The 19,252-nt window shown below is 38.4% G+C and carries 28 protein-coding genes; all 28 read left to right on the top strand.

What is annotated here, in order from left to right; all coding sequences use genetic code 11:
* Positions 1 to 142 precede the first annotated feature (142 nt).
* A complete protein-coding gene (locus H7F15_RS19175; protein ID WP_185198621.1) occupies positions 143 to 736 on the top strand; it encodes an SMI1/KNR4 family protein in 594 nt (197 codons plus the stop codon).
* Positions 737 to 862: 126 nt separating this feature from the next.
* On the top strand, positions 863 to 1,102 hold the full coding sequence (locus tag H7F15_RS19170) for a hypothetical protein (RefSeq protein WP_185198620.1): 240 nt from the start codon (positions 863 to 865) through the stop codon (positions 1,100 to 1,102).
* A 142-nt stretch (positions 1,103 to 1,244) separates the two neighbouring features.
* Positions 1,245 to 1,880, top strand: a complete 636-nt coding sequence (locus H7F15_RS19165; RefSeq protein ID WP_185198619.1) for a hypothetical protein — start codon at positions 1,245 to 1,247, stop codon at positions 1,878 to 1,880.
* A gap of 90 nt (positions 1,881 to 1,970) precedes the next feature.
* Positions 1,971 to 2,438, top strand: coding sequence for a hypothetical protein (locus tag H7F15_RS19160; RefSeq protein ID WP_185198618.1), 468 nt, complete (start codon positions 1,971 to 1,973; stop codon positions 2,436 to 2,438).
* An 86-nt stretch (positions 2,439 to 2,524) separates the two neighbouring features.
* Positions 2,525 to 2,956: a DUF4288 domain-containing protein gene (locus H7F15_RS19155; RefSeq protein WP_185198617.1), complete on the top strand. Its 432-nt coding sequence runs from the start codon at positions 2,525 to 2,527 to the stop codon at positions 2,954 to 2,956.
* A 92-nt stretch (positions 2,957 to 3,048) separates the two neighbouring features.
* Positions 3,049 to 3,417, top strand: a complete 369-nt coding sequence (locus H7F15_RS19150) for a DUF3997 domain-containing protein (RefSeq protein ID WP_185198616.1) — start codon at positions 3,049 to 3,051, stop codon at positions 3,415 to 3,417.
* A 99-nt stretch (positions 3,418 to 3,516) separates the two neighbouring features.
* Entirely contained in the window at positions 3,517 to 3,876 is a 360-nt protein-coding gene (locus H7F15_RS19145) for a hypothetical protein (protein ID WP_185198615.1), read from the top strand.
* Positions 3,877 to 3,949: 73 nt separating this feature from the next.
* On the top strand, positions 3,950 to 4,228 hold the full coding sequence (locus tag H7F15_RS19140; RefSeq protein WP_185198614.1) for a hypothetical protein: 279 nt from the start codon (positions 3,950 to 3,952) through the stop codon (positions 4,226 to 4,228).
* Between the two features lie 119 nt (positions 4,229 to 4,347).
* Positions 4,348 to 4,533 carry a hypothetical protein gene (locus H7F15_RS19135; RefSeq protein WP_185198613.1) on the top strand — a complete coding sequence of 62 codons (186 nt, stop codon included), beginning with the start codon at positions 4,348 to 4,350 and terminating at the stop codon, positions 4,531 to 4,533.
* Positions 4,534 to 4,698: 165 nt separating this feature from the next.
* Complete coding sequence (locus H7F15_RS19130) at positions 4,699 to 5,394, top strand: hypothetical protein (RefSeq protein ID WP_185198612.1); 696 nt, start codon at positions 4,699 to 4,701, stop codon at positions 5,392 to 5,394.
* 60 nt (positions 5,395 to 5,454) lie between these two features.
* Positions 5,455 to 5,913, top strand: a complete 459-nt coding sequence (locus H7F15_RS19125; RefSeq protein WP_185198611.1) for a macro domain-containing protein — start codon at positions 5,455 to 5,457, stop codon at positions 5,911 to 5,913.
* Positions 5,914 to 5,996: 83 nt separating this feature from the next.
* Positions 5,997 to 6,335 (top strand): hypothetical protein, encoded by a 339-nt coding sequence (locus tag H7F15_RS19120; RefSeq protein ID WP_185198610.1) that lies wholly within the window; start codon positions 5,997 to 5,999, stop codon positions 6,333 to 6,335.
* A 107-nt stretch (positions 6,336 to 6,442) separates the two neighbouring features.
* Entirely contained in the window at positions 6,443 to 6,880 is a 438-nt protein-coding gene (locus H7F15_RS19115) for an SMI1/KNR4 family protein (protein ID WP_185198606.1), read from the top strand.
* 572 nt (positions 6,881 to 7,452) lie between these two features.
* Complete coding sequence (locus tag H7F15_RS19110) at positions 7,453 to 8,073, top strand: hypothetical protein (protein WP_185198609.1); 621 nt, start codon at positions 7,453 to 7,455, stop codon at positions 8,071 to 8,073.
* 77 nt (positions 8,074 to 8,150) lie between these two features.
* Positions 8,151 to 8,708 carry a hypothetical protein gene (locus H7F15_RS19105; RefSeq protein WP_185198608.1) on the top strand — a complete coding sequence of 186 codons (558 nt, stop codon included), beginning with the start codon at positions 8,151 to 8,153 and terminating at the stop codon, positions 8,706 to 8,708.
* An 88-nt stretch (positions 8,709 to 8,796) separates the two neighbouring features.
* Positions 8,797 to 9,543, top strand: coding sequence for a hypothetical protein (locus H7F15_RS19100; RefSeq protein ID WP_185198607.1), 747 nt, complete (start codon positions 8,797 to 8,799; stop codon positions 9,541 to 9,543).
* A 183-nt stretch (positions 9,544 to 9,726) separates the two neighbouring features.
* Positions 9,727 to 10,164: an SMI1/KNR4 family protein gene (locus H7F15_RS19095; protein ID WP_185198606.1), complete on the top strand. Its 438-nt coding sequence runs from the start codon at positions 9,727 to 9,729 to the stop codon at positions 10,162 to 10,164.
* A gap of 86 nt (positions 10,165 to 10,250) precedes the next feature.
* The gene (locus H7F15_RS19090) at positions 10,251 to 10,730 is read left to right on the top strand and encodes an SMI1/KNR4 family protein (protein WP_185198605.1); all 480 of its coding nucleotides are present in this window, start codon (positions 10,251 to 10,253) and stop codon (positions 10,728 to 10,730) included.
* An 80-nt stretch (positions 10,731 to 10,810) separates the two neighbouring features.
* Positions 10,811 to 11,131 (top strand): hypothetical protein, encoded by a 321-nt coding sequence (locus H7F15_RS19085; protein ID WP_185198604.1) that lies wholly within the window; start codon positions 10,811 to 10,813, stop codon positions 11,129 to 11,131.
* A 134-nt stretch (positions 11,132 to 11,265) separates the two neighbouring features.
* A complete protein-coding gene (locus H7F15_RS19080; RefSeq protein WP_185198603.1) occupies positions 11,266 to 11,931 on the top strand; it encodes a hypothetical protein in 666 nt (221 codons plus the stop codon).
* Between the two features lie 64 nt (positions 11,932 to 11,995).
* Positions 11,996 to 12,568: a hypothetical protein gene (locus H7F15_RS19075; RefSeq protein ID WP_185198602.1), complete on the top strand. Its 573-nt coding sequence runs from the start codon at positions 11,996 to 11,998 to the stop codon at positions 12,566 to 12,568.
* Positions 12,569 to 12,736: 168 nt separating this feature from the next.
* Positions 12,737 to 13,108, top strand: coding sequence for a hypothetical protein (locus H7F15_RS19070; protein WP_185198601.1), 372 nt, complete (start codon positions 12,737 to 12,739; stop codon positions 13,106 to 13,108).
* An 86-nt stretch (positions 13,109 to 13,194) separates the two neighbouring features.
* On the top strand, positions 13,195 to 13,941 hold the full coding sequence (locus H7F15_RS19065) for a hypothetical protein (protein WP_185198600.1): 747 nt from the start codon (positions 13,195 to 13,197) through the stop codon (positions 13,939 to 13,941).
* A 107-nt stretch (positions 13,942 to 14,048) separates the two neighbouring features.
* Positions 14,049 to 14,747 carry a hypothetical protein gene (locus tag H7F15_RS19060; RefSeq protein WP_185198599.1) on the top strand — a complete coding sequence of 233 codons (699 nt, stop codon included), beginning with the start codon at positions 14,049 to 14,051 and terminating at the stop codon, positions 14,745 to 14,747.
* Between the two features lie 109 nt (positions 14,748 to 14,856).
* Positions 14,857 to 15,543, top strand: a complete 687-nt coding sequence (locus H7F15_RS19055) for a hypothetical protein (protein WP_185198598.1) — start codon at positions 14,857 to 14,859, stop codon at positions 15,541 to 15,543.
* 699 nt (positions 15,544 to 16,242) lie between these two features.
* A complete protein-coding gene (locus H7F15_RS19050) occupies positions 16,243 to 17,184 on the top strand; it encodes a hypothetical protein (RefSeq protein WP_185198597.1) in 942 nt (313 codons plus the stop codon).
* 40 nt (positions 17,185 to 17,224) lie between these two features.
* Positions 17,225 to 18,280 (top strand): hypothetical protein, encoded by a 1,056-nt coding sequence (locus H7F15_RS19045; RefSeq protein WP_185198596.1) that lies wholly within the window; start codon positions 17,225 to 17,227, stop codon positions 18,278 to 18,280.
* Positions 18,281 to 18,403: 123 nt separating this feature from the next.
* Positions 18,404 to 19,183: an energy transducer TonB gene (locus H7F15_RS19040; RefSeq protein ID WP_185198595.1), complete on the top strand. Its 780-nt coding sequence runs from the start codon at positions 18,404 to 18,406 to the stop codon at positions 19,181 to 19,183.
* The last annotated feature ends 69 nt before the right edge of the window (positions 19,184 to 19,252 follow it).

The following is a 19,252-nucleotide window of genomic DNA, read 5'->3' as shown; positions in this document are numbered from 1 at the left end:
AAAAATTACACACAGTCATTACCTGGAAAAAGGGAGAACAACCTCGACCAACACTGTCTAGATGCCATTGGAGGAACTTGCTGAGCACAGCGATCCTCCAACGAAACACCATCTAGACTAATCGTTACAACAAATTGAAATTATGAATTCAGATTATATTAAAAAGTTCGTAGACATTTCACTCGAAAACCTAGGAGGTCCAGAAGATTACGGCACCTATGTTGATGAAGCTAATTTGGTTAATGGTCTTTTAATTGATAATAAAAGACCAAAAAAAGATAATTTGATTCCTTGGAAGCCTTCAGATAGTTTAATTACAGACAAAGAAATTCAAGAATTAGAAACGGAATTAAAATATCCTTTACCAAACTCTTTCAAGCAATACCTAAAATACAAGAACTTTTATGAACTCGGTACTATAAGCAATGTAGGGATGTTTACTCCACTTTTGCCTAATGAGTGGAAGCGGATAATGCTTGAGAATGTTTTTGATGGTTGGCCAAGAGAGGAGCTTTATGATAAGGGTATGATACCATTTGCAAACTATTCTGATTATGGATTGCTTTGTTTCAATACAAATGCTAAAGATGAAAATGAAGAATACGAAATTGTAAAATGGGACCACGAAGTAGAAGATGAATATGAAATATTCGCCCAAAACTTTGGAGACTTAATGAAAGCAATCGTTCAAAACTATGAAGAAGGTATAAAAAACGGTGTGGTTATTTTCTATTAAACAACAGGTTGTAACCCTGTACATAAAGTAAGCTTCGGCTGCGCCTCGCTCATTTTATGTACTAACCGTTATGTGCAATAGGAATCATGAAAAATTAAATAAGATACAACTTCCAAAAACTAAAGAATGCAGAACGAACAGGATGAAATGATTACCAAGAAGGAAGGATATGAAGCAATGTTGTATTTGCTTAAAGCCTATTGGGAAAATACAGGGTCTAATGACTTGACAGATATTTTAAGCGGTGGAGAATATTGGAAAGGAACCAATGAACCTGCTGATTCTGCTTTTTGGGAGTATTGGATGGAAGCCATTGAAGAAGTGAAGAAGAATGGTCCATTGTTTAAGGTTCTTACAAAAGAATAAAGAACATTAAAATCAGTTTGCTGCACATAAATTGGTCGACAAAAGAAAGAACAAAAGCACATAACAAGGTGCATAATATAGGCTTGGGCTACGCCTTACCCACATTATAGCACGAGCACGTTGGCAAACATTTAATTCATAGATGAAAATCCTTCTGACAATTTTGTTAAGCTTCGGAATTTTCCAGTTTGGATTGGGGCAAACCTATTCCCGTGAAGAGATTATTAGTGAAGCGAAAAAGCATCTGAAGGAAGCAGTAGGTGAGCGAGCTTCTCAATACTTTAAGTATGACGGGAGCGATACCTATAAATTCCGTACCAAAGCAGGTAAGGAAAAATGGAAGAAGCTTCCTAAGGCTTCTAAAACAAGGGGGGATTTCATTGGAACTCAAATCAAGTTTGAGATTGACCACCCTGATTACAAATATAAATGGGTAAACAAGTTTGTTTTTGTGAAGCTTGACAGCAGTTTAAATCTCAAGGGAAAGATATATACGGACCATGTTCCAAGTTTCATACTAAAAAACGAACCATCAAATTGGCTGTCTGAAGAAAAGATTGACAGCATTATCAACAAGCTTCCCTTAAAAACAGCAGTTAAACCAATTGTAAAGCGGCTTGAATTTGATAAAAAAGCACATGAACACTATTGGCGGGTTTTTAACACTTTAGCAGAAGAACGGTGCTTTGCTGATGTAGAGATACTAAGTATTAACCCTATAACTGGTGATGTAATAGAACATAGGGAAGAAAGACAATACGTAATGCACTGTTATTAAATAAAACGGTAGCCAACAAAGTATAGCAGTTAAGCTTCGGCTAACGCCTCGCCATCTGCTATACCAGCACGTTATGTGTAATAGAGAATAATGAAGAAACTCTGGACCGTAGGAGAAAAAGAAATACTATATCAAAGGCACGATACTTCTGTCAACTGGTCAAAAGAAATGCCGACAGAAAACTGGCTTTTGATGGCTATAGTAGATAATAAAGCCACTACTATCTTAGACGAGATAGCAAGAAAAAGTATAGACAGAGATGTTTGCTACGTCTGTTGTTTGGGAGAGCAAGGGGAAAAGCTTCATGATACATTTGATGAAACTATAACAATGAGAGAAGTTGAAATTGAGAATGCCCATCTGCCAGACTTTGACATCATGACCACGTGGCACAATGATTTTGAAGAAGGAGTTTGGTTTGCCACCTTTTTAGCATGGGACGAAGAACAAGAAATAAAAACGGTTTTCTGTCTTGACGCAGGGAGAGAAAATTCAGAAGAAAAGATAGTAGAACTAATTATTAAGATTAACGAAGGCTGGGTGCCATCAGAAAAATAAGAACAAAAGCACATAACAAGGTGCAGCTTTAACCCTTGCGACGCTACGGGCTTCATCTGCACAAGCCGTTAGCCAAAACAAAAGCTATGAATTTAAAAGAGAAAATCATCAATAAGGGCAACTGGTTCATAGCCGAGATAATAGAGCGTACAGAATCGGCTGATTCAGATAAATCAAATGCAAATAGAAGATGTACTGTTTGGGGCAACTATCATCTGATAAAAGCTGAATCTGTCGAAGAAGCTTATGAAAAAGCAGAAAAGCTCGGAAACGATTACAACTATAGCTTCAAGAATCAAAGCGGTGTGGAAATGGAGAACACATTCGTAGGTATAGGTGACTTGCTTCCACTTTACGAAGACTTAGAAGATGGTGCAGAAATCCTGTGGACGGACTATGGCTTAATAAGTGCTAAGCGTGCTGACAGATTCATAAAGCCTAAAAGTGAATGGATTGAAGCCGTGAACAAAGTGAAAAAGAAGAAAAGAGAAGGGGCAGAACCTGAAGGGGAAAATTGATTTGGCTAACAAGGTATAAAAGCCACCTTCGGCTGCGCCTCGTTCGCCTTTTATACGACCACCGTTATCTTTAATTGCAGTCATAAATCAAGATGAAGAAAATCCTTTTAGTCGGTGTAGTTCTATCTTTACAGGCATGCGTGTATGACCACACTGGTAATATTGAAGAGCTTGGTAGTAACTATTACTACATGGGCGATGGAAGGGAATCTCAAATCTTACTAAGTAGAAATGATAAGAGAAGTGGTGGACAGACTATAGTTCCTGAAGAAGTGACTCACTATGGTTTTAACGAAGAGTACATCATTGCAAGAAACATCCAAGACAGGATTAATAAAGAAATCAAATTCTGGATTATAGACAAAAGGCAAGGAACACAACCTGTTCCACTGGATTCTACAGAGTTTTACGAAGAGCTTCAAAAGCTAAACCTTGACCTTAAGCTGCAACCAAGAAAGTAAGCTAAACTGAAAAACAATTCAAGATAACAAGGCACATGCTCAAGCTTTGGCTTACGCCTCGCCACAGCATGTACAAGTCCGTTGGCGTGCATTAAAATTATGGAAAAAGACTTGATAGAAGAGTATAAGAGTTTAGCAGCTACTTGCGCCCGAACAGATTATAGCGATAAAGCTTCAGTCAAGAATCATAATAAGGCAGTGGGTAGAATGTCCAAGATTGTTGAAAAAATTGCCACCGGCCAGACACCAGAAAAAACAGCACAGTTTATTGATCTGCTCAACATTCCTGAACATAAAACAAGTTTATGGGCTGCAATTCACATTCTTGAGAAACTTTCAGTGAATAAAGAAAATGAACAAAAAGCTCTAAGTGTTATAAATTTGGCAGCTCAAGGTGACTCCGCAGATGCTTTAGGATACCAGTACTGGTTGAAAAACTGGAAACAAAACCAAAAATAACGAAGCGCCAACAAAACCTAAAGCACATTAAAACGTGCCCTAGCCAAGCCGTTACCTGTCATAAAAAATATAATTGAGAAGAAACCTTAAAATTTTAGTAGTAGCGGTTAGTACTGCGATATTAAATGACCTAATGATAAGGTATGGTTATAAAGTCCTCGATTATACCTTTATATTTATTTGTCAAATGACTGTTGAGTTTATTGCTGGTTACCACATTGGAATTAAAAATAAAGCCATTAAGAGTAGTAACCAAAGAGCAATTGGGATAGGTCTAATTATTGGTGCCACACTGACAATAATAGAAGGATTAATTATTCTTGTCTACATCATGATAAATTGGCGTAGTTGAAAATAGAGATTCAGAATTAATAAAGAATTACAAAAGGTAACCACACCTTTACGGTAGCTGCGCCACCGCAAAGCCCAACCGTTAGGCAAAATATTAAATTATAAAATAACAGCTTAGGAATGGATTTGTACGAGCTTGTTCTTGGTATCTTGTTTTTACTAATAGGAGTGCTTTCAATGTACCACCTCTTGAGTAATAGAAAAGAAGAATTCATTGATAAGTATGGGGATAACATTAGCATGTTTGCAGGTGCTTTCATGGCTATTATTGTAGGAATGGCTCTTTTGTTTAGAACTCTTTTTTAGCTTTAAGAAATAGAAAGTTCTTAAGTATGAATTGATGAAAATGTTTTGCTTCAGACTTTACACGCTGTATTAATAATAAATTTGAAGAACTACTTAGCCTAACCACACCTTTACCGTAGCCACGCCACGGCAAAGCTCTGTCCGTTATGGGAAATAAATTAATTTATGAAAAGGATTTATATCGTTCTGTTAGCTGCTTTGCTTGCTTCATGTAGTCAAGTGAACGAACAGGAGCAAAGAACAAGCGAACATCATCCTGTAACAGAAGTTCAGGATAGAGCTGAAGACAGTAGTTTTATGAATCCTGCACAAGCAAAAGAAGAAAGTAGAAAGCCAAGCTACTACGAAAGTAACTTCAGAGAGATTGAACTTGACGAAATGGTTGGCACTAAGACCTTACAAGAGCATCTTGCTGACCCCTTCATTCCCTTACTCTTTAAAGATATCTTTCAGAAGAAGGTTGAACTACAAGATGATGATCAGACTCTCGCTATTCCAGACAGCTTGTTCAGTAAAGATAAAGAAAGGCATCCCTTTTATTTTACTCTTGTTACAAGAACTATATGGTGGGCAGATGGAGCATTTGCTGAGCCTCTTTATTCAACAATGAAGGAGTACGTTGAAAGTAATCCACAACAGCTAATTGGATATTTTAGAACTGCGTCATTCTTAACAGAAGCTGATTTTAATAATTGGGCTGACGGAGTTGCAATGGAAGTAGGTGCTGAATTTGAGAAGAAAGAAAGAGAAGAAATTGCGCGGATTGAAGAAAGAATGATTAGGAACTGTACAGGCTGTAATGCGGAAGAACTAACTGTACTAAAGAAATTTATTGAAAAGATAAAGGAATACAGCCCATAACCAAACCCATAAGCCAGCTACGCCGCCTTATGGCCAAGTCCGTTACCCTTAATAGAATTCATGAAAACAGTTAAAGGAGACTTAGTAAAGAAAGCTTTAAGAAATGAATTTGACCTCATCATTCATGGCTGCAATTGCTTTTGCACAATGGGAGCAGGGATAGCTAAAACTATAAAGCAAGAGTTTCCTGAAGCATACAAGGCTGATCTGGCAACTAGTAAAGGAGACAAGTCAAAGCTTGGCTCCATCAGCAGCGCAGACATAACTGTGAACGGTAAAAATCTGAAAGTAGTAAATGCCTATACGCAATATGAATGGAGAGGCAAAGGAGTAAAGGCAGACTATGAAGCTATACGTTCAGCATTCAAAGCAATAAAAGAGAACTTCTCTGGATTAAGAATGGCTTACCCGGCCATAGGAGCTGGCCTTGCAGGGGGCAACTGGGAGATAATTTCTCAAATAATCAATGAAGAGCTGGCAGGGGAAGACCATACCATGGTGATATTTGATAAAGAATAGAACTACTTCGGGTAACCCGGCACAGGCTATATACTCGGCTGCGCCTCGTTCACAGCCTGTACTAAACGTTAGAGAACATTGTAATGAATAAGGATCAGAAGTTGGTATTAAAAATCTTAGGCATAATCTTTCTGATTGTTCTTGTGGCTGGGTTAAGTTTTGTAGTATGGATACGCTCACATATGCCAAGATCAGAAGCATTAGACCAAGCTATTGAAACTATAACAGAAAGTAAAAAGATTCGTCAGCAAGTAGGCGAAGTTGTAGCTACAGAATATTTAATAGACGATCTCCCTGATCCGGAGCTTGATTCTGTAAAAGTGAAATTTGAGATTTTAGGTTCAAAAGATACAGTTGGCGTTCAGGCTATTGTTGTAAAAATATTTGGTGATTGGAAGGTTTTAAATTATAGTCTTGATTAAAAAACAAAACTCTCTAACAACAACTAAATGTTAGCGAAGCCATCATTTAGCCCAGACGTTAGCGGTAACAGGAAGTTTAAAATTAAAGCCTTTAACAAGATTATCTAATGCTCCATATAGAAGCTATACTGGCTAAATATAAAGTCCCTAAACGGAAAGAAACTTCTAATGACGCAATAAAAGAATTAGAAAGTGTAGTAGGTTTCACTTTGCCCGAAGATTACAAAGGTTTTCTAATCAATTATCAGGGCTTCGAAGATTCAGTTGGCGAAGAGTATGTGAGCCTTTGGGATTTGAACGAGTTAAAGCAGCTGAATGAAGAGTATCTTATACTTGAAAACCTTCCAAATACCATTGGTATAGGTTCAAATGGAGCTGGTGAGTTAATAGCTTTAGAAAGAAAAGAAGAAAGAAAATTCCGAGTAGTAATTACACCATATATTGACCTAAGCGAAGAGTATCACGTCCATATCGGAGATTCCTTTACTGATTTCTTGCAGCGTCTTGAAAATGGTCAAGAGTGGTTTAACGAAACAGAAAACTGAAGAACAGTAGCCGCTAACAAGGCACAGGCTTAAGCTTCAGCTGACGCTTTGCCTTAGCCTGTACGAGCCGTTGTGGCAAATTTTGAATATGGCTTCTAGGTGAGGCCAGCGTAAAAAAATTATCGGCAAGAGTAGCAAAAGCCAAAAAGAAACCGGCAAAAGCTGCAGTAAATCTTCGGCAAAAGCATTAGATTACCTTAGCAAAAGAAAGAAAGAAAATGCACCCCGACTTTTACCGACAATTGTTGCAGAAGAAGCAAAAGTCGCAGAAGAGGAATTGACCAGGCGTTTGAGCAAAGACGGACGCAAAACGCCTTTAAAAGGACGGACTCAAAATGCGTTTTCGGCCTGATTTCCAGAAAACAGGGCGAAAACAGAAATAAAGAATCCTTCAAACGCTCCTTTTAGCGTTTCCGGCCTCTTTTTCCAAAAACAGGCCAAAAACAGAAAAGAAGAAACTCGGCGGGCTTTGCAGTAGAAAAACTCGCCACAACAATGCATAAACGTCAGCCTACGGCCGACGGCCTTGGCCGTCGTTTAGCCTAACCGTTGGCGTGCAATTAAATAACAGAATGAAGTATAAAATTCTCCTTTTTGCCTTTGGGGCTCTTGCCGCTGCGTGTAACCCCGTACGTGAGTCAGAGACTGCATCAACAGACCGAGAAGATAGACCTGAGCAAAGGGTACAACCACCAGTAGAACAAGTAGCTACAGACAGAGCTTATACCTTAGATTCTGAACTTGTAAATTTAACTAAGGGGAAGTTCAACACATCAGGTGTAAGGAGAGACAGCACAAATGAATATGGTGCTGGAGATTGTTTTGGTAAAGTTACTTATTACTCACAGGAAAGTATGGGTTTTGGAATTGACTCAATGTCATGCGGTGAATACGGCTATACTTACACACACTATCTGTTGGACTCAAAGAAAGCGATACAAGCCGTTTACTTGAAAAAATCTGAGTCGCTTCTTCAACCGGATGGCAACTGGAAATATGCATTGACCGAGAGAATCTTTGACTTTAGAAATTCTCAGGCGACCATTATGGAAAGAGTTGACACACTCAATGACTATAATAAAGACGTGATAGCCAAAGATTTTGAAGTTAAAAAATTGAATGACAGACAATCCGCATTAAAGAAATGGGCAACCGACTTTAAAGAACTGTGGGAGATGGAAGAGAGCTATTGAAAAAATCGAAACGCCAACCAAACCTATAAGCTAGCTACGCCATCTTATAGCAAAACCGTTACCTGATATGAATTTTAATGAAAAAGTTATTTATCATATTTTGTCTTTCATTAACATCCTGTGTTGTTTCCAACAACTCAAATAGTACTTTCAAAAGGTATCTTACTAAGGAAGAAAAGGAAAGCTTATCTGAAAGTGGCGAGATATTAAAAGTCCATACTTCCAAGTATAGGAATGGTCAAACGCATTGGACTGGACCTTTAAGAGTTAAGTATATAAATAAGAAGTATTCGTTTACTCAAGTAGGTACTTGGAAAGGTTATTATGAATCAGGTGACGTGTTTTCAGTAGCAAAATCTGACTCTCTTGGTCAATTAGAAAAAGAACAGATTTTTGAACTGAATGGAATTAAGAGCTTGGAAATGATAGGTTATGATGAAAATATTGGGAACAAAGTGGTCAGGAAAGTAAAACTGATCAACTATAGATCTCCCTTATATCAAGATACGTTGGTAACAACTCATTTCATAGAAATAAAGAAAAAGCTTATAAAGCACGGAGTAGAAACATACTTTAACGAACTAGGCATAGTAGAAAAGACTGTTCATTACGAAAACGGAAAAAAGTTAAAATAACAACAGGTAACAAAGTATAGCACTTATGCTTCGGCTACGCCTTGCTATCTGCTATACTAGCACGTTGTATGCCATTTAAAACAGAACAATGAAAAAATACATAATCGGATTCACACTCCTACTTCTAACCAATTATTCATTTGGACAAGAATGGAATGAAAAATATGGACAGCCAATTGTTGTTCTAATTGAAACCAACCCTTGGCTTATGGTAATAGGTTCTGATGTACCAACTTTTGCACTTTACGAAAACGGTCAAATAATTTACAAAAAGGCAGTTAAAAAGAAATGGGAATATTTTGAAGTCACAAATGATAGAGAAACGACTCAAAAAATAGTTAAGTCACTTGGTATAACAGACAGTTTGATGAATCAACCTGATTATATTGAAGCATCAGGTTGGACTGATCAATCCACTAATATTTTGCTTCTTAACTTCGACACATTGCGTCAAATCAGTGTTTATGGTAGTCTATCCGAAAAGAAAAGTGAAGCACGAGAAAAGACTCCAAAAGATTTTATAAATGTCTACGACAACATCAAAAAGTTTGAAAGTAAGGAAGCAAAAGATTGGTTGCCTGATAATATAGAAGTAATGTTAACGGACTACAGTCATTCACCAGAAAAACCAAAAGAATGGCCAGAAAATTGGCCAAACTTGAAAAGTGAAGCGACAGTAAAAAGAAGTGAGTCTTTATATAGTCTATTCTTACCAAAAGAAAACTTTGAAGATTTTATTAAACTGATTTCAGACTTGAAAGAAAAACAAGCAGTTGAAATAAATGGTAAGAAATTCTCGGTTTCATATCGTTTACCATTTCCGAATTTGAGATAATAAAAACGGCATACAACAACGCATATAGCTCATGGCGGGTGAACGACTGCCAGCAAGGTGTTCTCTTGGTAGCAATGTTCATACACGATGGACAGGAAAGTGCTTCGAAACCGCCACAAGCCATATGCAAACCGTTAGCGGTAACAGGAAGTTTAAAATTAAAGCCTTTAACAAGATTATCTAATGCTCCATATAGAAGCTATACTGGCTAAATATAAAGTCCCTAAACGGAAAGAAACTTCTAATGACGCAATAAAAGAATTAGAAAGTGTAGTAGGTTTCACTTTGCCCGAAGATTACAAAGGTTTTCTAATCAATTATCAGGGCTTCGAAGATTCAGTTGGCGAAGAGTATGTGAGCCTTTGGGATTTGAACGAGTTAAAGCAGCTGAATGAAGAGTATCTTATACTTGAAAACCTTCCAAATACCATTGGTATAGGTTCAAATGGAGCTGGTGAGTTAATAGCTTTAGAAAGAAAAGAAGAAAGAAAATTCCGAGTAGTAATTACACCATATATTGACCTAAGCGAAGAGTATCACGTCCATATCGGAGATTCCTTTACTGATTTCTTGCAGCGTCTTGAAAATGGTCAAGAGTGGTTTAACGAAACAGAAAACTGAAGAACAGTAGCCGCTAACAAGGCACAGGCTTAAGCTTCAGCTGACGCTTTGCCTTAGCCTGTACGAGCCGTTACATGTAATTTATAATGAATAAAGAAACAGAAGAAACAGTCGACAAAATAATTTCAATCCTAAAACAGGATAATGAAGAGTTAAAAGAATTCCCGAGCATTATGCTCCCTCTAATCTTAACTACTTATAAAGAGACTGACTTACTAGCAGTTGAAAAGAAGTATAACATAAGAATTCCAAAAAGCCACAGGGATTTTATTGAAAGGTATTCACCTGAAAGATTCCACATCATGTTTACTGATATTTATGGGATTTCCAGTTTAGAGAAAGAATTAGAAGACTACATTCCAGATGAATTATTAAAAGAGGGATACTTACCCTTTGCAGGAAGTGATGGTAATTACTACTGCTTAAGTATGGAAAGTGATGATGATAGAGTTTACTTTTTTGATCATGAAGAGTACAACATATCTAGATCAGGGTTAACCTTTGGCTCTTTCTTTAAGGATTTGCTCTCAGCGAAAGTAGACCTTGACAAGAAAAACAGCATGTAACAATGTGCAGCCTGTATGCTCGGCTACGCCAGCCCATCGGCTGCACGAGTACCGTTAGGGGTAAGCTTAAATAAGAAAAAATGAAAACTAAAGCTGAATCATTAGAAGCCATAAAGTCCGACTTAGAGGAAAATACGCCTCAATACACTTACAGAATAGGGAAGAGAGTTTACGGACAGTGTATCATAGCAAAGAAAAGTAACTTCTCAGGTGCGGACATTTACCTGAAGAAAGACAGAATAGAAGTAGAATCTGCTATACCAGAAACATGGGCACGGATTGTAGCAGGAAGTGGGGCAGCGTTAATGAAACTGTTTACGAAGGACTATTCCAAGCCAGAAGAAGAACTGCTCTCATATTTGGGACACAAGTATGAATCGGTAAAAAGAAAAGCATACTAAAGTGTCTTGCTCAGACTTAAAAAATGAAGTAAGAAAAAAGCCTACCCCTAACAAGGTATAAACGTCATCTCGGCCGACGGCCTTCGCCGTTGTTTATACTAGCCGTTGGCGTGCATTTACATTATAAAAGTTTTGTGAGAACGAAGAAAATCCGTGGACTAAAAAGAAGGCAGAAAAATATAGACTCATGGTTCGAGGCTAACAAGCATATAAACTTGAAATTGCTTGAAGAAAGTGGCTATTACTACTGTAAATCCAAGGTAGACCCATGGTCGAATTTATATTTTGACGCTTTTTATCCTTCTGATTACAGAAAGCAGTTGTTCTCCAGGCTTATGGATATTTACGATAACTGGAAGTCTGAATTAGAAGCAGGATTTCAGGATTATTACTTGGCTATCTGGGTCTTTGACAAGCGGTTTATCGAATCGCAAGTAGTTGCAGGAATTGGGGAGAGAATCTCATATTACGAAAACATGTGGAAAGGTCATGAGACCAATGTGCCCTTCCCCAAAAAGTTATTCAATAATGAGCAGGACAGAATAAAGCTGTTTAGTTGGGTATCGGCTGATGATATGGATTTTGTGTATGAAAGGGACTATGTTGATACAAGTATTGAAGACTACTACAGCCCTAAAGACTACTATGAAGACCAGCGCTACTACAGAAAGCTTATAGAATCTAATGCACCATTCCGCTTGATTGGAGATAAGGGTGAAGGAGAGAAGGTATTTACACTCAAGCGGGGAAATGTATGGATTGGGAAAAATAACGATACGCCAACAAGGTGCATAATTTAGGCTTCGGCTATGCCTCACCCACATTATTGCACGAACACGTTGGCGGTAACATTAACAAAAAGGGATGAAGCATTTTGTTTTACTATTGATTGTTTTAGTTTGTCTCGCATCCTGCAGTAAAACAGAAACACATCAAATCAATGGGGTAGAGTATGCTGTGACCCCAGTTGATAGTTCTTCTAATTACCTTGTTGAAAGCCCAAGCTTCTCTGGTGTAATATTCGATAAGCAGAAAAGACCACACACGGATGTTTTTACATTGAGAATGCTTGTGAGGCCTACACAAGAAGAGAAAGTAACTGCCTTCACACCGTCGCTCGAAGAAGTCATCGAAGCCGAGAAAATCTTAAAGAGGTGTGTGGAAGTAGATAAAATAGGCGCTGACAGTATGGAGATATGGGAGGGTGCCATTCGGGAGCTGCCACTCTACAGGAGGCAGTACTTTGGAGCCATCAATGGAAAAGGACAGAAGCTGATATGGATAAACTGTTTTTCTAAGAAAACTGACTTTATGAGATTTGATTGGAGAACTAAAGTGGTATCTGTCGACGATGGAGGTGATTGGTTCTTTAACATCGTCACTAACATTGATACGCATGAATGCTATGGGTTTTTCAGAAACTCTATAGGCGGGTAGAAAAAATTGCTTCCGCCAACAAAGTGCAGTTTTAACCCTCGCTTCGCTTCGGGCTTCGGCTGCACGAGCACGTTGGCACAAATTGAAAGTAATTAAAAGTAAAAAATGCCAAGTCACAAGCCTTTAAAAAGTGTATCACACAATTTCGGCCACTCATTTATTAGTCTCATGAACTACATAAATGATGACTACTTCCTAGGGCATCTGTTGAAGCGAGCAAGAGCAACTAATCAAAATAGGCTTGAAGTGGATATTGTGAACAATATAGCAAAGCCAGAAGAATTGCTAACTGAACCAGTTCGTAGTTCAATAGATAGTTGGAATAAACGGTTCCCTGAATTGGTTGAGAGTAGTGGCTCAACAATGGAATTTGTTAAAGAAGCCACGATGGTCGTGGAATTTGACCTTAGGATACAAAGAGCTTATGCAGGAAACAATAGCTTATTAGAGAGTCCTTTCTATTGCGAAATAAGCATAGTTGATGACAGAGGAAAAGTATACAAGCATAGACATGAAGGCTGGTGGTTCCCCGAATCATAAAAGAACAACTAAGTGCCAACAAGGTATATAAGCCACACTTCGGCTACGCTTCGCTCGCCTTTTATACAAGCCGTTAGCAAAAATTCATGAAAGAAACAGAGATAGAAATTGTGTCATTCGTTCATAAGCTACCAAACGAGGATAGACTACGCTTAACTGCAGAATTAATTAATAACTCTTCAGCGGACATCCTACTTTTTAGTGGCCATACAATTGGATTTGTAAACGACATTGAAATCCTCAAAGATTTAATTCATAATAAAAACATAGAAGCCTTTTTAGAACTTGAAAACATAAATTCAGATAAAATTGGAAATTGTCTTTACCGCGTTACAAATGGTAAGCTTAAAAACTTGTACACAAACCAGCTATTTTCGGCTTCTGGACAAATAGAAAATAATTATGAATTAGCGGATAGGTTTTTACATGAACTTGAAACAAAAAGAAATTTTTCTATAAAAGGTTTTAACACATTAGTTCTTCAATGTGGGGAGCTAAATATTCTAAAGAACTACCAAAGTGAGGAAAACCGTGTTGAGTTCAGGTTTAATGATGACAAAGATTTAAAGAAACGCTTTGATAAGTTGCTTAAGACTTCAAATCTTATTCTAAATCCAATTCATACTCCAATGGGCAACCAAGGAAAAATGAACAAAAGGAGGATTTATTTATCTTCTCAAAAAAGACTTTATTTTTCAACTAGCAATACTAAAGAGGAATCTAAAAATCTTAAACTGGAAAGTTTACAATACGCCTACTTTGACGGCAAACCCTTGAAAGGAACTAGTAAAATAAAAATAGATAACTCCATTTCAAGAACTTATAAAGTATAAAAAAGAACTTTTGCTAAAACTGTATAAAAATCATGCTTCGGCCGACGGCCTCGCACGTTTTTTATACTAACCGTTATCTTGAATCTTATAAGCATAATAGTCCACACATGAATAGACTTATAATATTGCTTTTACTACTATCGTGCTCTTGTACAAAGGATGAAAACATAAAGAAAGTCAAGGCCCCTACTGCTGAAACGGGTTTGGGAAACATATATTCTGATCGGTTTGCAGGCCATTTAGCAGTTAAGGATAGCGTAGATAGCCAAGAAATACAGTCTGTTTACAGCAGTATTTCCAAAGGTATAAGACCAGACATGCCTAAAGACTCGCTTAAAAAAGTTTTAGAAACCATTCATTACTGGGATCAAGTATATCGTGATAGCCTGATGGAAGGTAATGCGTGGGTTTCAGATAAAATTAAATTCAAGAAATACAGTAAAGAAATGTCACGTTGGGATAAAATGAATCAGCGGGTTGTGGTTCATTTATTAAACAAGTTTGGTGGTTGGCCTGACACAAAGAATATGGGTAATAAGGCGTCAATGGCTATATGGCTTGTAATACATCATAACTTTGATAATAGGGATTTCTCTAGCCAAATTCTACCTTATCTTGATAAAGCCTATCATTCAGATTCTGTAATCAATAAAAACATGTATGTGGATTTATATGACAGGGTAAACTATAAACTGAATGGGTATTCTAAATACGGTACTTACGGATTTCATAAGGACCATTTTCCAGATTCAGTAAGGAACAGAGTAAACCTTGAAAGAACCGCAATAGGGTTGGAAAAACTATAAATAATTTGAAAGAGTTAAAGCAGCATACTTGAAAAAAGATTAAAAGATAACCACAACTATAAGCCAGCTACGCCGCCTCATGGCCAAATCCGTTCAATAGAAATCAAGAATGAAAAAGATAGCTATCTTTCTGTTAACGTGCCTGTTTGCCTGTAGTCAGAATGAGACGCTGCATGAAGACTCTTCTATAGAAAATGCTCAGGTAAAGAATCCAGAAGAAGAGGCTATACCTGTAGAAAAGCCACTGCCTCAAAAGGTGGAAGAGCCAGAATATGATACATGGACTTTAGCAAAAGTAGACGGCAGCAGGTTGGTGTTCAAAGAAGGACCTGTGTTCGATACAGAGCTTTACCAACTTGAGTACATCGGGCAGGTAGACATTGACAGTAAAGCTCCATTTCTTATCTTCTCGGGTCGGCATTGTGATGAATGTGACGCTAACATATCAATTTACTTCCACTCCCCGAGAAATGGATACTTGAATGTAAGCTATGGTGAAAACAGGTATCTGTATCCAGGAAAGGAAAGAGATTATGAAACGGACACTCTTCTATATGAAGCAAAAGCATTCTATGGAGAAGTGTTTAAGGGTGTGAGTGGTATAGTATGGTTTCAAAAGACGCTCATGGAAGATAATAGCTTGCAAAACTCTGTATACTTAGCTAAGATAGTTGGTGACAAAGTAGTGGCTGAAGAATTGAAAGACTTTGATAATCGACTGAAAGAAGCTATAATATTAAACAAGGCTGGCAAGAATAAAGAAATCAAAGGTCGAGAGTATACCAGCGAGCCATAAAACAAAAAGCCAAAACAGTGCATAATACAGGCTTCGGCTATGCCTTGCCCACATTATAGCACGAGACCGTTAGCAATCGTAAACAATATAATATTAATGGAAAATAATCTTATCTACAGTCTTTGTTCTGAGCTCCTTAATGGGATTTAGCCAAAATAATAACGACTTTAAAAAGTTCTCAGATACAGAAAAGGAGATTATCAGGTACATAAATATCAGCCAGCAGGCTTGGGACAAGAATGATGAAAACCTTGCCCTCAGCTATATGGATTCAGTTAAGGTTAGTATCGTGGGTTCCTACGTTGATGGTCATACTTTTAAAACTGTAGAAAATAAAGGTGTAAGCTTTCAGAACCTCAGGAAGCCTGTTCTGATAATTACTTCTGCAACATGGTGCTTACCACTTAGCCGCGCTATAGTTTAGAAGGTACATTTTAAAAAATAAACAGTTCGAATCAACCGCTAAGCATACAGGTACCTATATATCCAAATAATTAGACTGCCAAGCTGGCGGGCAGGTTTCTGGTGAGGTTATGGCCCTTAGAGAGGAAGGCCTCAGAACGTAGTCGCGCAGCCATACCTAACTTTTAATAGTGCAGGATAGCTGCCAAGTCCTAAGCCCGGCTTTAACCTTTAACTTAGAGAACAAAGCCACACAGCAGCCCGGCAAACGCCACCCTGCCCTCAACTTTGAATTGTATGCTCACCTCAGCCAAGGTGTTGAAACTGGCAAACTATTGTTTGATTCTCATAAGAAGTGCTACTTTAAGAGGTGACCTTATTCATGTACAGCTGACTGCCCAACTATTTTCCATGGAGAAACAATTATCTAAGCTCAAGCTAATAGTTACTGCATTAGCTGCCTTTTTGATCCCCCTACCTACCTATGCAATTGACAGCACCCATAGTGAAGGGTTTTGGGGTGTAATCATTAGTGTGGTTATTGTTACCTTCTTCCTGGTACTATCGCTTATACCGTGGTTGACCTATCGTGCAATAAAAAATGGACGAATTTTCTGGATGGTAGTCACGATGATCCTATGCGCTGTTGGTATTTATTATTCGTTTATGATATACAGAGAAATATTTAGTGATAGCAGAGCAGAAGGCGCATGGTTTCTTACCTTTTTATTGTCTAGTTCGGTCTATAGCATCCTGTTTATCAAAACGCTTCATAAAGTATTAAAATTAAGGGGAGGGGTAGGTGTGGAAGTGATTGAGAATGATTTATTTACAACACATAGCGTTCCTGTTAATGAGCCGGTAAATACAGTCCCCTTTATCCTATATCAAAAATATTTCAATGAGAAGGAAGCTACTCAGCTTGTTGAACTCCTTCAGAATGATAGCATTGAATATCAAATAGAAAACCATTCTCCGGCCCCGGATATAATATTCTTAAATAGTGAACACGAGAAGGAATTTTGGGTCAAACTCAAAAAAGAAGATTTTGCAACTGCTGACAGACTACAAGCTGAGTTTTTACACTCATTAATTGAAAACATTGATCCAGCGTACTATCTTTTTGGTTTTTCAAACCAGGAGCTTTCAGAAATAATCAATAATCCGGATGAATGGAGTAAGTTAGATGTTCAACTTGCTCAGAAACTATTACAGGAGCGGGGAGAGAGGCACACTTAGTTAAAACACTACATAATAAATTCATCACGCTGCCCTTAACATGTACTACATTAATTTTTCTTGTCTTAAGCAACTACGCTTTGCAGCTATTCTTTTCTTTTTTCCCTTCACCACTACAGCACAGGAGCAGGAACTGGATCATGCGTATGGCGAGGATATAGCCAGGCTTTACAAACGAAAAGGAGTCAAAGAGGTATTTATTGAATCTGATCATTACCACAATGGTAAACTGACCGACCCCCGGTATTTGTCCAGCTATCAGCTATTTGATAAGCAAGGCCGGTTAGAACGAATCGAATCTGCTGATCCGGACGAACTGATCAAGAGAGTAGATCATGCATATGGCAAAAATGGGGCACTAGAGACGTCTACCCATTACGATGGTTTTAGCAAGGATGGAGATGCTAATAGAGATAGTATTACCTGGATGCTGCGATACCAACACCGCTATGTGCCTGATAAGAAAGGGCCTGCCGGCGGTTTTTACTGGGATACTTCCACAAATAAATGGGTACGGGAAACTACTACCCGAACCTGGCTTAAAAATGATACGACCTACCAGGAGACCCGCCGAAAATATAGTTCTTATGAGACGGTAGAGCTAACCAGATCATATACTGCAGCCGATAAAACCATTCTGCGGAGAGACCATTTGTCGTACTCCCCCAAAGGATTAAGAGAGCCGGATTATTACTATGACAGGGTGGTAGAAGGGAAACTGGTAGAATCCGGGGAACTGGATTTTGAGCTGGAAGTATTTCAATACCTGCAGCAGCATCCTGAAGCCGTCAGGCTTTTGTTTACAAAGTATGGTTTTTTTCCTTTGTTAGATAAGATAGCCCGTTCCGCTGAAGGCAGGCGCGTACCTTTAAGTACCTCCACTTATGATCCGGCTGGCAAGCTTTTAAAAGAGACAGGATACCATCATGTTACCTATCAGCGCGATGCAGCTGGCAGGGCAACCTTAAAGGAAAGCAAAGGAGGCACTATAACCAATTATTATTACAATGCTCAAGGGCTATTGGAGGGTATAGTAGTTCTTTATGCTAACGGGCAGCCTTCTGAAGCTAAATTTTACCGTTACACTTTCTATTAATGCTACTATATGAGCACCCCAAAAACCTATTTACATTGTCAGTATTTGCCTTATCTTCAACAGTCAATATAAAAAGCAGTTCTTGAAGTGATTTAATAACTTAAGCCATTAGTTACATATTATATGAATTATACATTTACGAAAGGATTAGTCTGTGCCTTATTTTTACAGGTAGGAGTAGAAGCCATGACAGAAACAGTGGCACAGCAGGCAACGGATAAAGTTTACACCAAGGTAGATCAGTTGCCAACCTTGCTTGGTGGCACTCAGGCTGTAAATCCATACTTTGAACGAGCATTAGCTGAAGTAAGCAGGAGCCAGGGAGGCGTCGTAACCCTTAGCCTGGTTATTGGCAAGACAGGTCAGGTGACCGAAGCGACCATAGCTGAAACGTTTATACCGCAAGAGCAACGGCAGGTAGAAGCCAACAAAGTATTGGAGCAGGCAATCATCAAAGCTGCGCTGTCTATGCCGGGCTGGAAGCCAGGGCAAAATGGTGGTCAACCGGTAGCTGCGCAGGTAACGGTTCCGGTTACGATTACTGCGAAGGTATTACCTCCTCCCGTTGAAAGACCATATGAGTATGTAGAACAGATGCCTGGATTTCCGGGAGGGCAGGCAGCAATGGAAAAGTATTTGGCATCTAACTTAAAGTATCCAAAGGATGCACTGGAGAATAAATTAGAGGGCTTAATAGTCGTTTCATTTGTAGTGGGTAAGGCCGGAGAACTAACTGATATTAAAGTTCTAAAAGGGCTGAGCGAAAGCACGAATACCGAAGCCATGCGGGTCGTTCAAAGCATGCCTGCCTGGAGCCCGGGAAAGCAGAATGGACGGGTGGTTTTAGTTAGAAATGTTATACCGATAGTTTTTAAGCTTCCCAAAGAGGAAGTAAAGAAGTAAGGCCATTCACCTACACTACAGATTCAACAGCAGGATAAGTCCTATCATGTTAAGTACTATATAAGTCTC

Origin of the sequence: Pontibacter sp. Tf4 (assembly GCF_014212495.1) — a bacterium.
In the GTDB taxonomy this organism is placed as follows: domain Bacteria; phylum Bacteroidota; class Bacteroidia; order Cytophagales; family Hymenobacteraceae; genus Pontibacter.
The sequence above is the reverse complement of the archived record's forward strand: the minus strand, read 5'-3'. Positions and strand labels throughout refer to the sequence as shown.

What these genes read in the sequence shown, in the direction of transcription:
- H7F15_RS19065 (WP_185198600.1), top strand. Translation starts at nt 13,195, where the DNA reads ATGAAAGAAACAGAGATAGAAATTGTGTCATTCGTTCATAAGCTACCA.
- H7F15_RS19150 (WP_185198616.1), top strand. Translation starts at nt 3,049, where the DNA reads ATGAAGAAAATCCTTTTAGTCGGTGTAGTTCTATCTTTACAGGCATGC.
- H7F15_RS19170 (WP_185198620.1), top strand. Translation starts at nt 863, where the DNA reads ATGCAGAACGAACAGGATGAAATGATTACCAAGAAGGAAGGATATGAA.
- H7F15_RS19060 (WP_185198599.1), top strand. Translation starts at nt 14,049, where the DNA reads ATGAATAGACTTATAATATTGCTTTTACTACTATCGTGCTCTTGTACA.
- H7F15_RS19105 (WP_185198608.1), top strand. Translation starts at nt 8,151, where the DNA reads ATGAAAAAGTTATTTATCATATTTTGTCTTTCATTAACATCCTGTGTT.
- H7F15_RS19115 (WP_185198606.1), top strand. Translation starts at nt 6,443, where the DNA reads ATGCTCCATATAGAAGCTATACTGGCTAAATATAAAGTCCCTAAACGG.
- H7F15_RS19075 (WP_185198602.1), top strand. Translation starts at nt 11,996, where the DNA reads ATGAAGCATTTTGTTTTACTATTGATTGTTTTAGTTTGTCTCGCATCC.
- H7F15_RS19165 (WP_185198619.1), top strand. Translation starts at nt 1,245, where the DNA reads ATGAAAATCCTTCTGACAATTTTGTTAAGCTTCGGAATTTTCCAGTTT.
- H7F15_RS19125 (WP_185198611.1), top strand. Translation starts at nt 5,455, where the DNA reads ATGAAAACAGTTAAAGGAGACTTAGTAAAGAAAGCTTTAAGAAATGAA.
- H7F15_RS19050 (WP_185198597.1), top strand. Translation starts at nt 16,243, where the DNA reads ATGCTCACCTCAGCCAAGGTGTTGAAACTGGCAAACTATTGTTTGATT.
- H7F15_RS19155 (WP_185198617.1), top strand. Translation starts at nt 2,525, where the DNA reads ATGAATTTAAAAGAGAAAATCATCAATAAGGGCAACTGGTTCATAGCC.
- H7F15_RS19120 (WP_185198610.1), top strand. Translation starts at nt 5,997, where the DNA reads ATGAATAAGGATCAGAAGTTGGTATTAAAAATCTTAGGCATAATCTTT.
- H7F15_RS19145 (WP_185198615.1), top strand. Translation starts at nt 3,517, where the DNA reads ATGGAAAAAGACTTGATAGAAGAGTATAAGAGTTTAGCAGCTACTTGC.
- H7F15_RS19130 (WP_185198612.1), top strand. Translation starts at nt 4,699, where the DNA reads ATGAAAAGGATTTATATCGTTCTGTTAGCTGCTTTGCTTGCTTCATGT.
- H7F15_RS19175 (WP_185198621.1), top strand. Translation starts at nt 143, where the DNA reads ATGAATTCAGATTATATTAAAAAGTTCGTAGACATTTCACTCGAAAAC.
- H7F15_RS19055 (WP_185198598.1), top strand. Translation starts at nt 14,857, where the DNA reads ATGAAAAAGATAGCTATCTTTCTGTTAACGTGCCTGTTTGCCTGTAGT.
- H7F15_RS19085 (WP_185198604.1), top strand. Translation starts at nt 10,811, where the DNA reads ATGAAAACTAAAGCTGAATCATTAGAAGCCATAAAGTCCGACTTAGAG.
- H7F15_RS19160 (WP_185198618.1), top strand. Translation starts at nt 1,971, where the DNA reads ATGAAGAAACTCTGGACCGTAGGAGAAAAAGAAATACTATATCAAAGG.
- H7F15_RS19135 (WP_185198613.1), top strand. Translation starts at nt 4,348, where the DNA reads ATGGATTTGTACGAGCTTGTTCTTGGTATCTTGTTTTTACTAATAGGA.
- H7F15_RS19100 (WP_185198607.1), top strand. Translation starts at nt 8,797, where the DNA reads ATGAAAAAATACATAATCGGATTCACACTCCTACTTCTAACCAATTAT.
- H7F15_RS19110 (WP_185198609.1), top strand. Translation starts at nt 7,453, where the DNA reads ATGAAGTATAAAATTCTCCTTTTTGCCTTTGGGGCTCTTGCCGCTGCG.
- H7F15_RS19070 (WP_185198601.1), top strand. Translation starts at nt 12,737, where the DNA reads ATGAACTACATAAATGATGACTACTTCCTAGGGCATCTGTTGAAGCGA.
- H7F15_RS19040 (WP_185198595.1), top strand. Translation starts at nt 18,404, where the DNA reads ATGAATTATACATTTACGAAAGGATTAGTCTGTGCCTTATTTTTACAG.
- H7F15_RS19045 (WP_185198596.1), top strand. Translation starts at nt 17,225, where the DNA reads ATGTACTACATTAATTTTTCTTGTCTTAAGCAACTACGCTTTGCAGCT.
- H7F15_RS19090 (WP_185198605.1), top strand. Translation starts at nt 10,251, where the DNA reads ATGAATAAAGAAACAGAAGAAACAGTCGACAAAATAATTTCAATCCTA.
- H7F15_RS19095 (WP_185198606.1), top strand. Translation starts at nt 9,727, where the DNA reads ATGCTCCATATAGAAGCTATACTGGCTAAATATAAAGTCCCTAAACGG.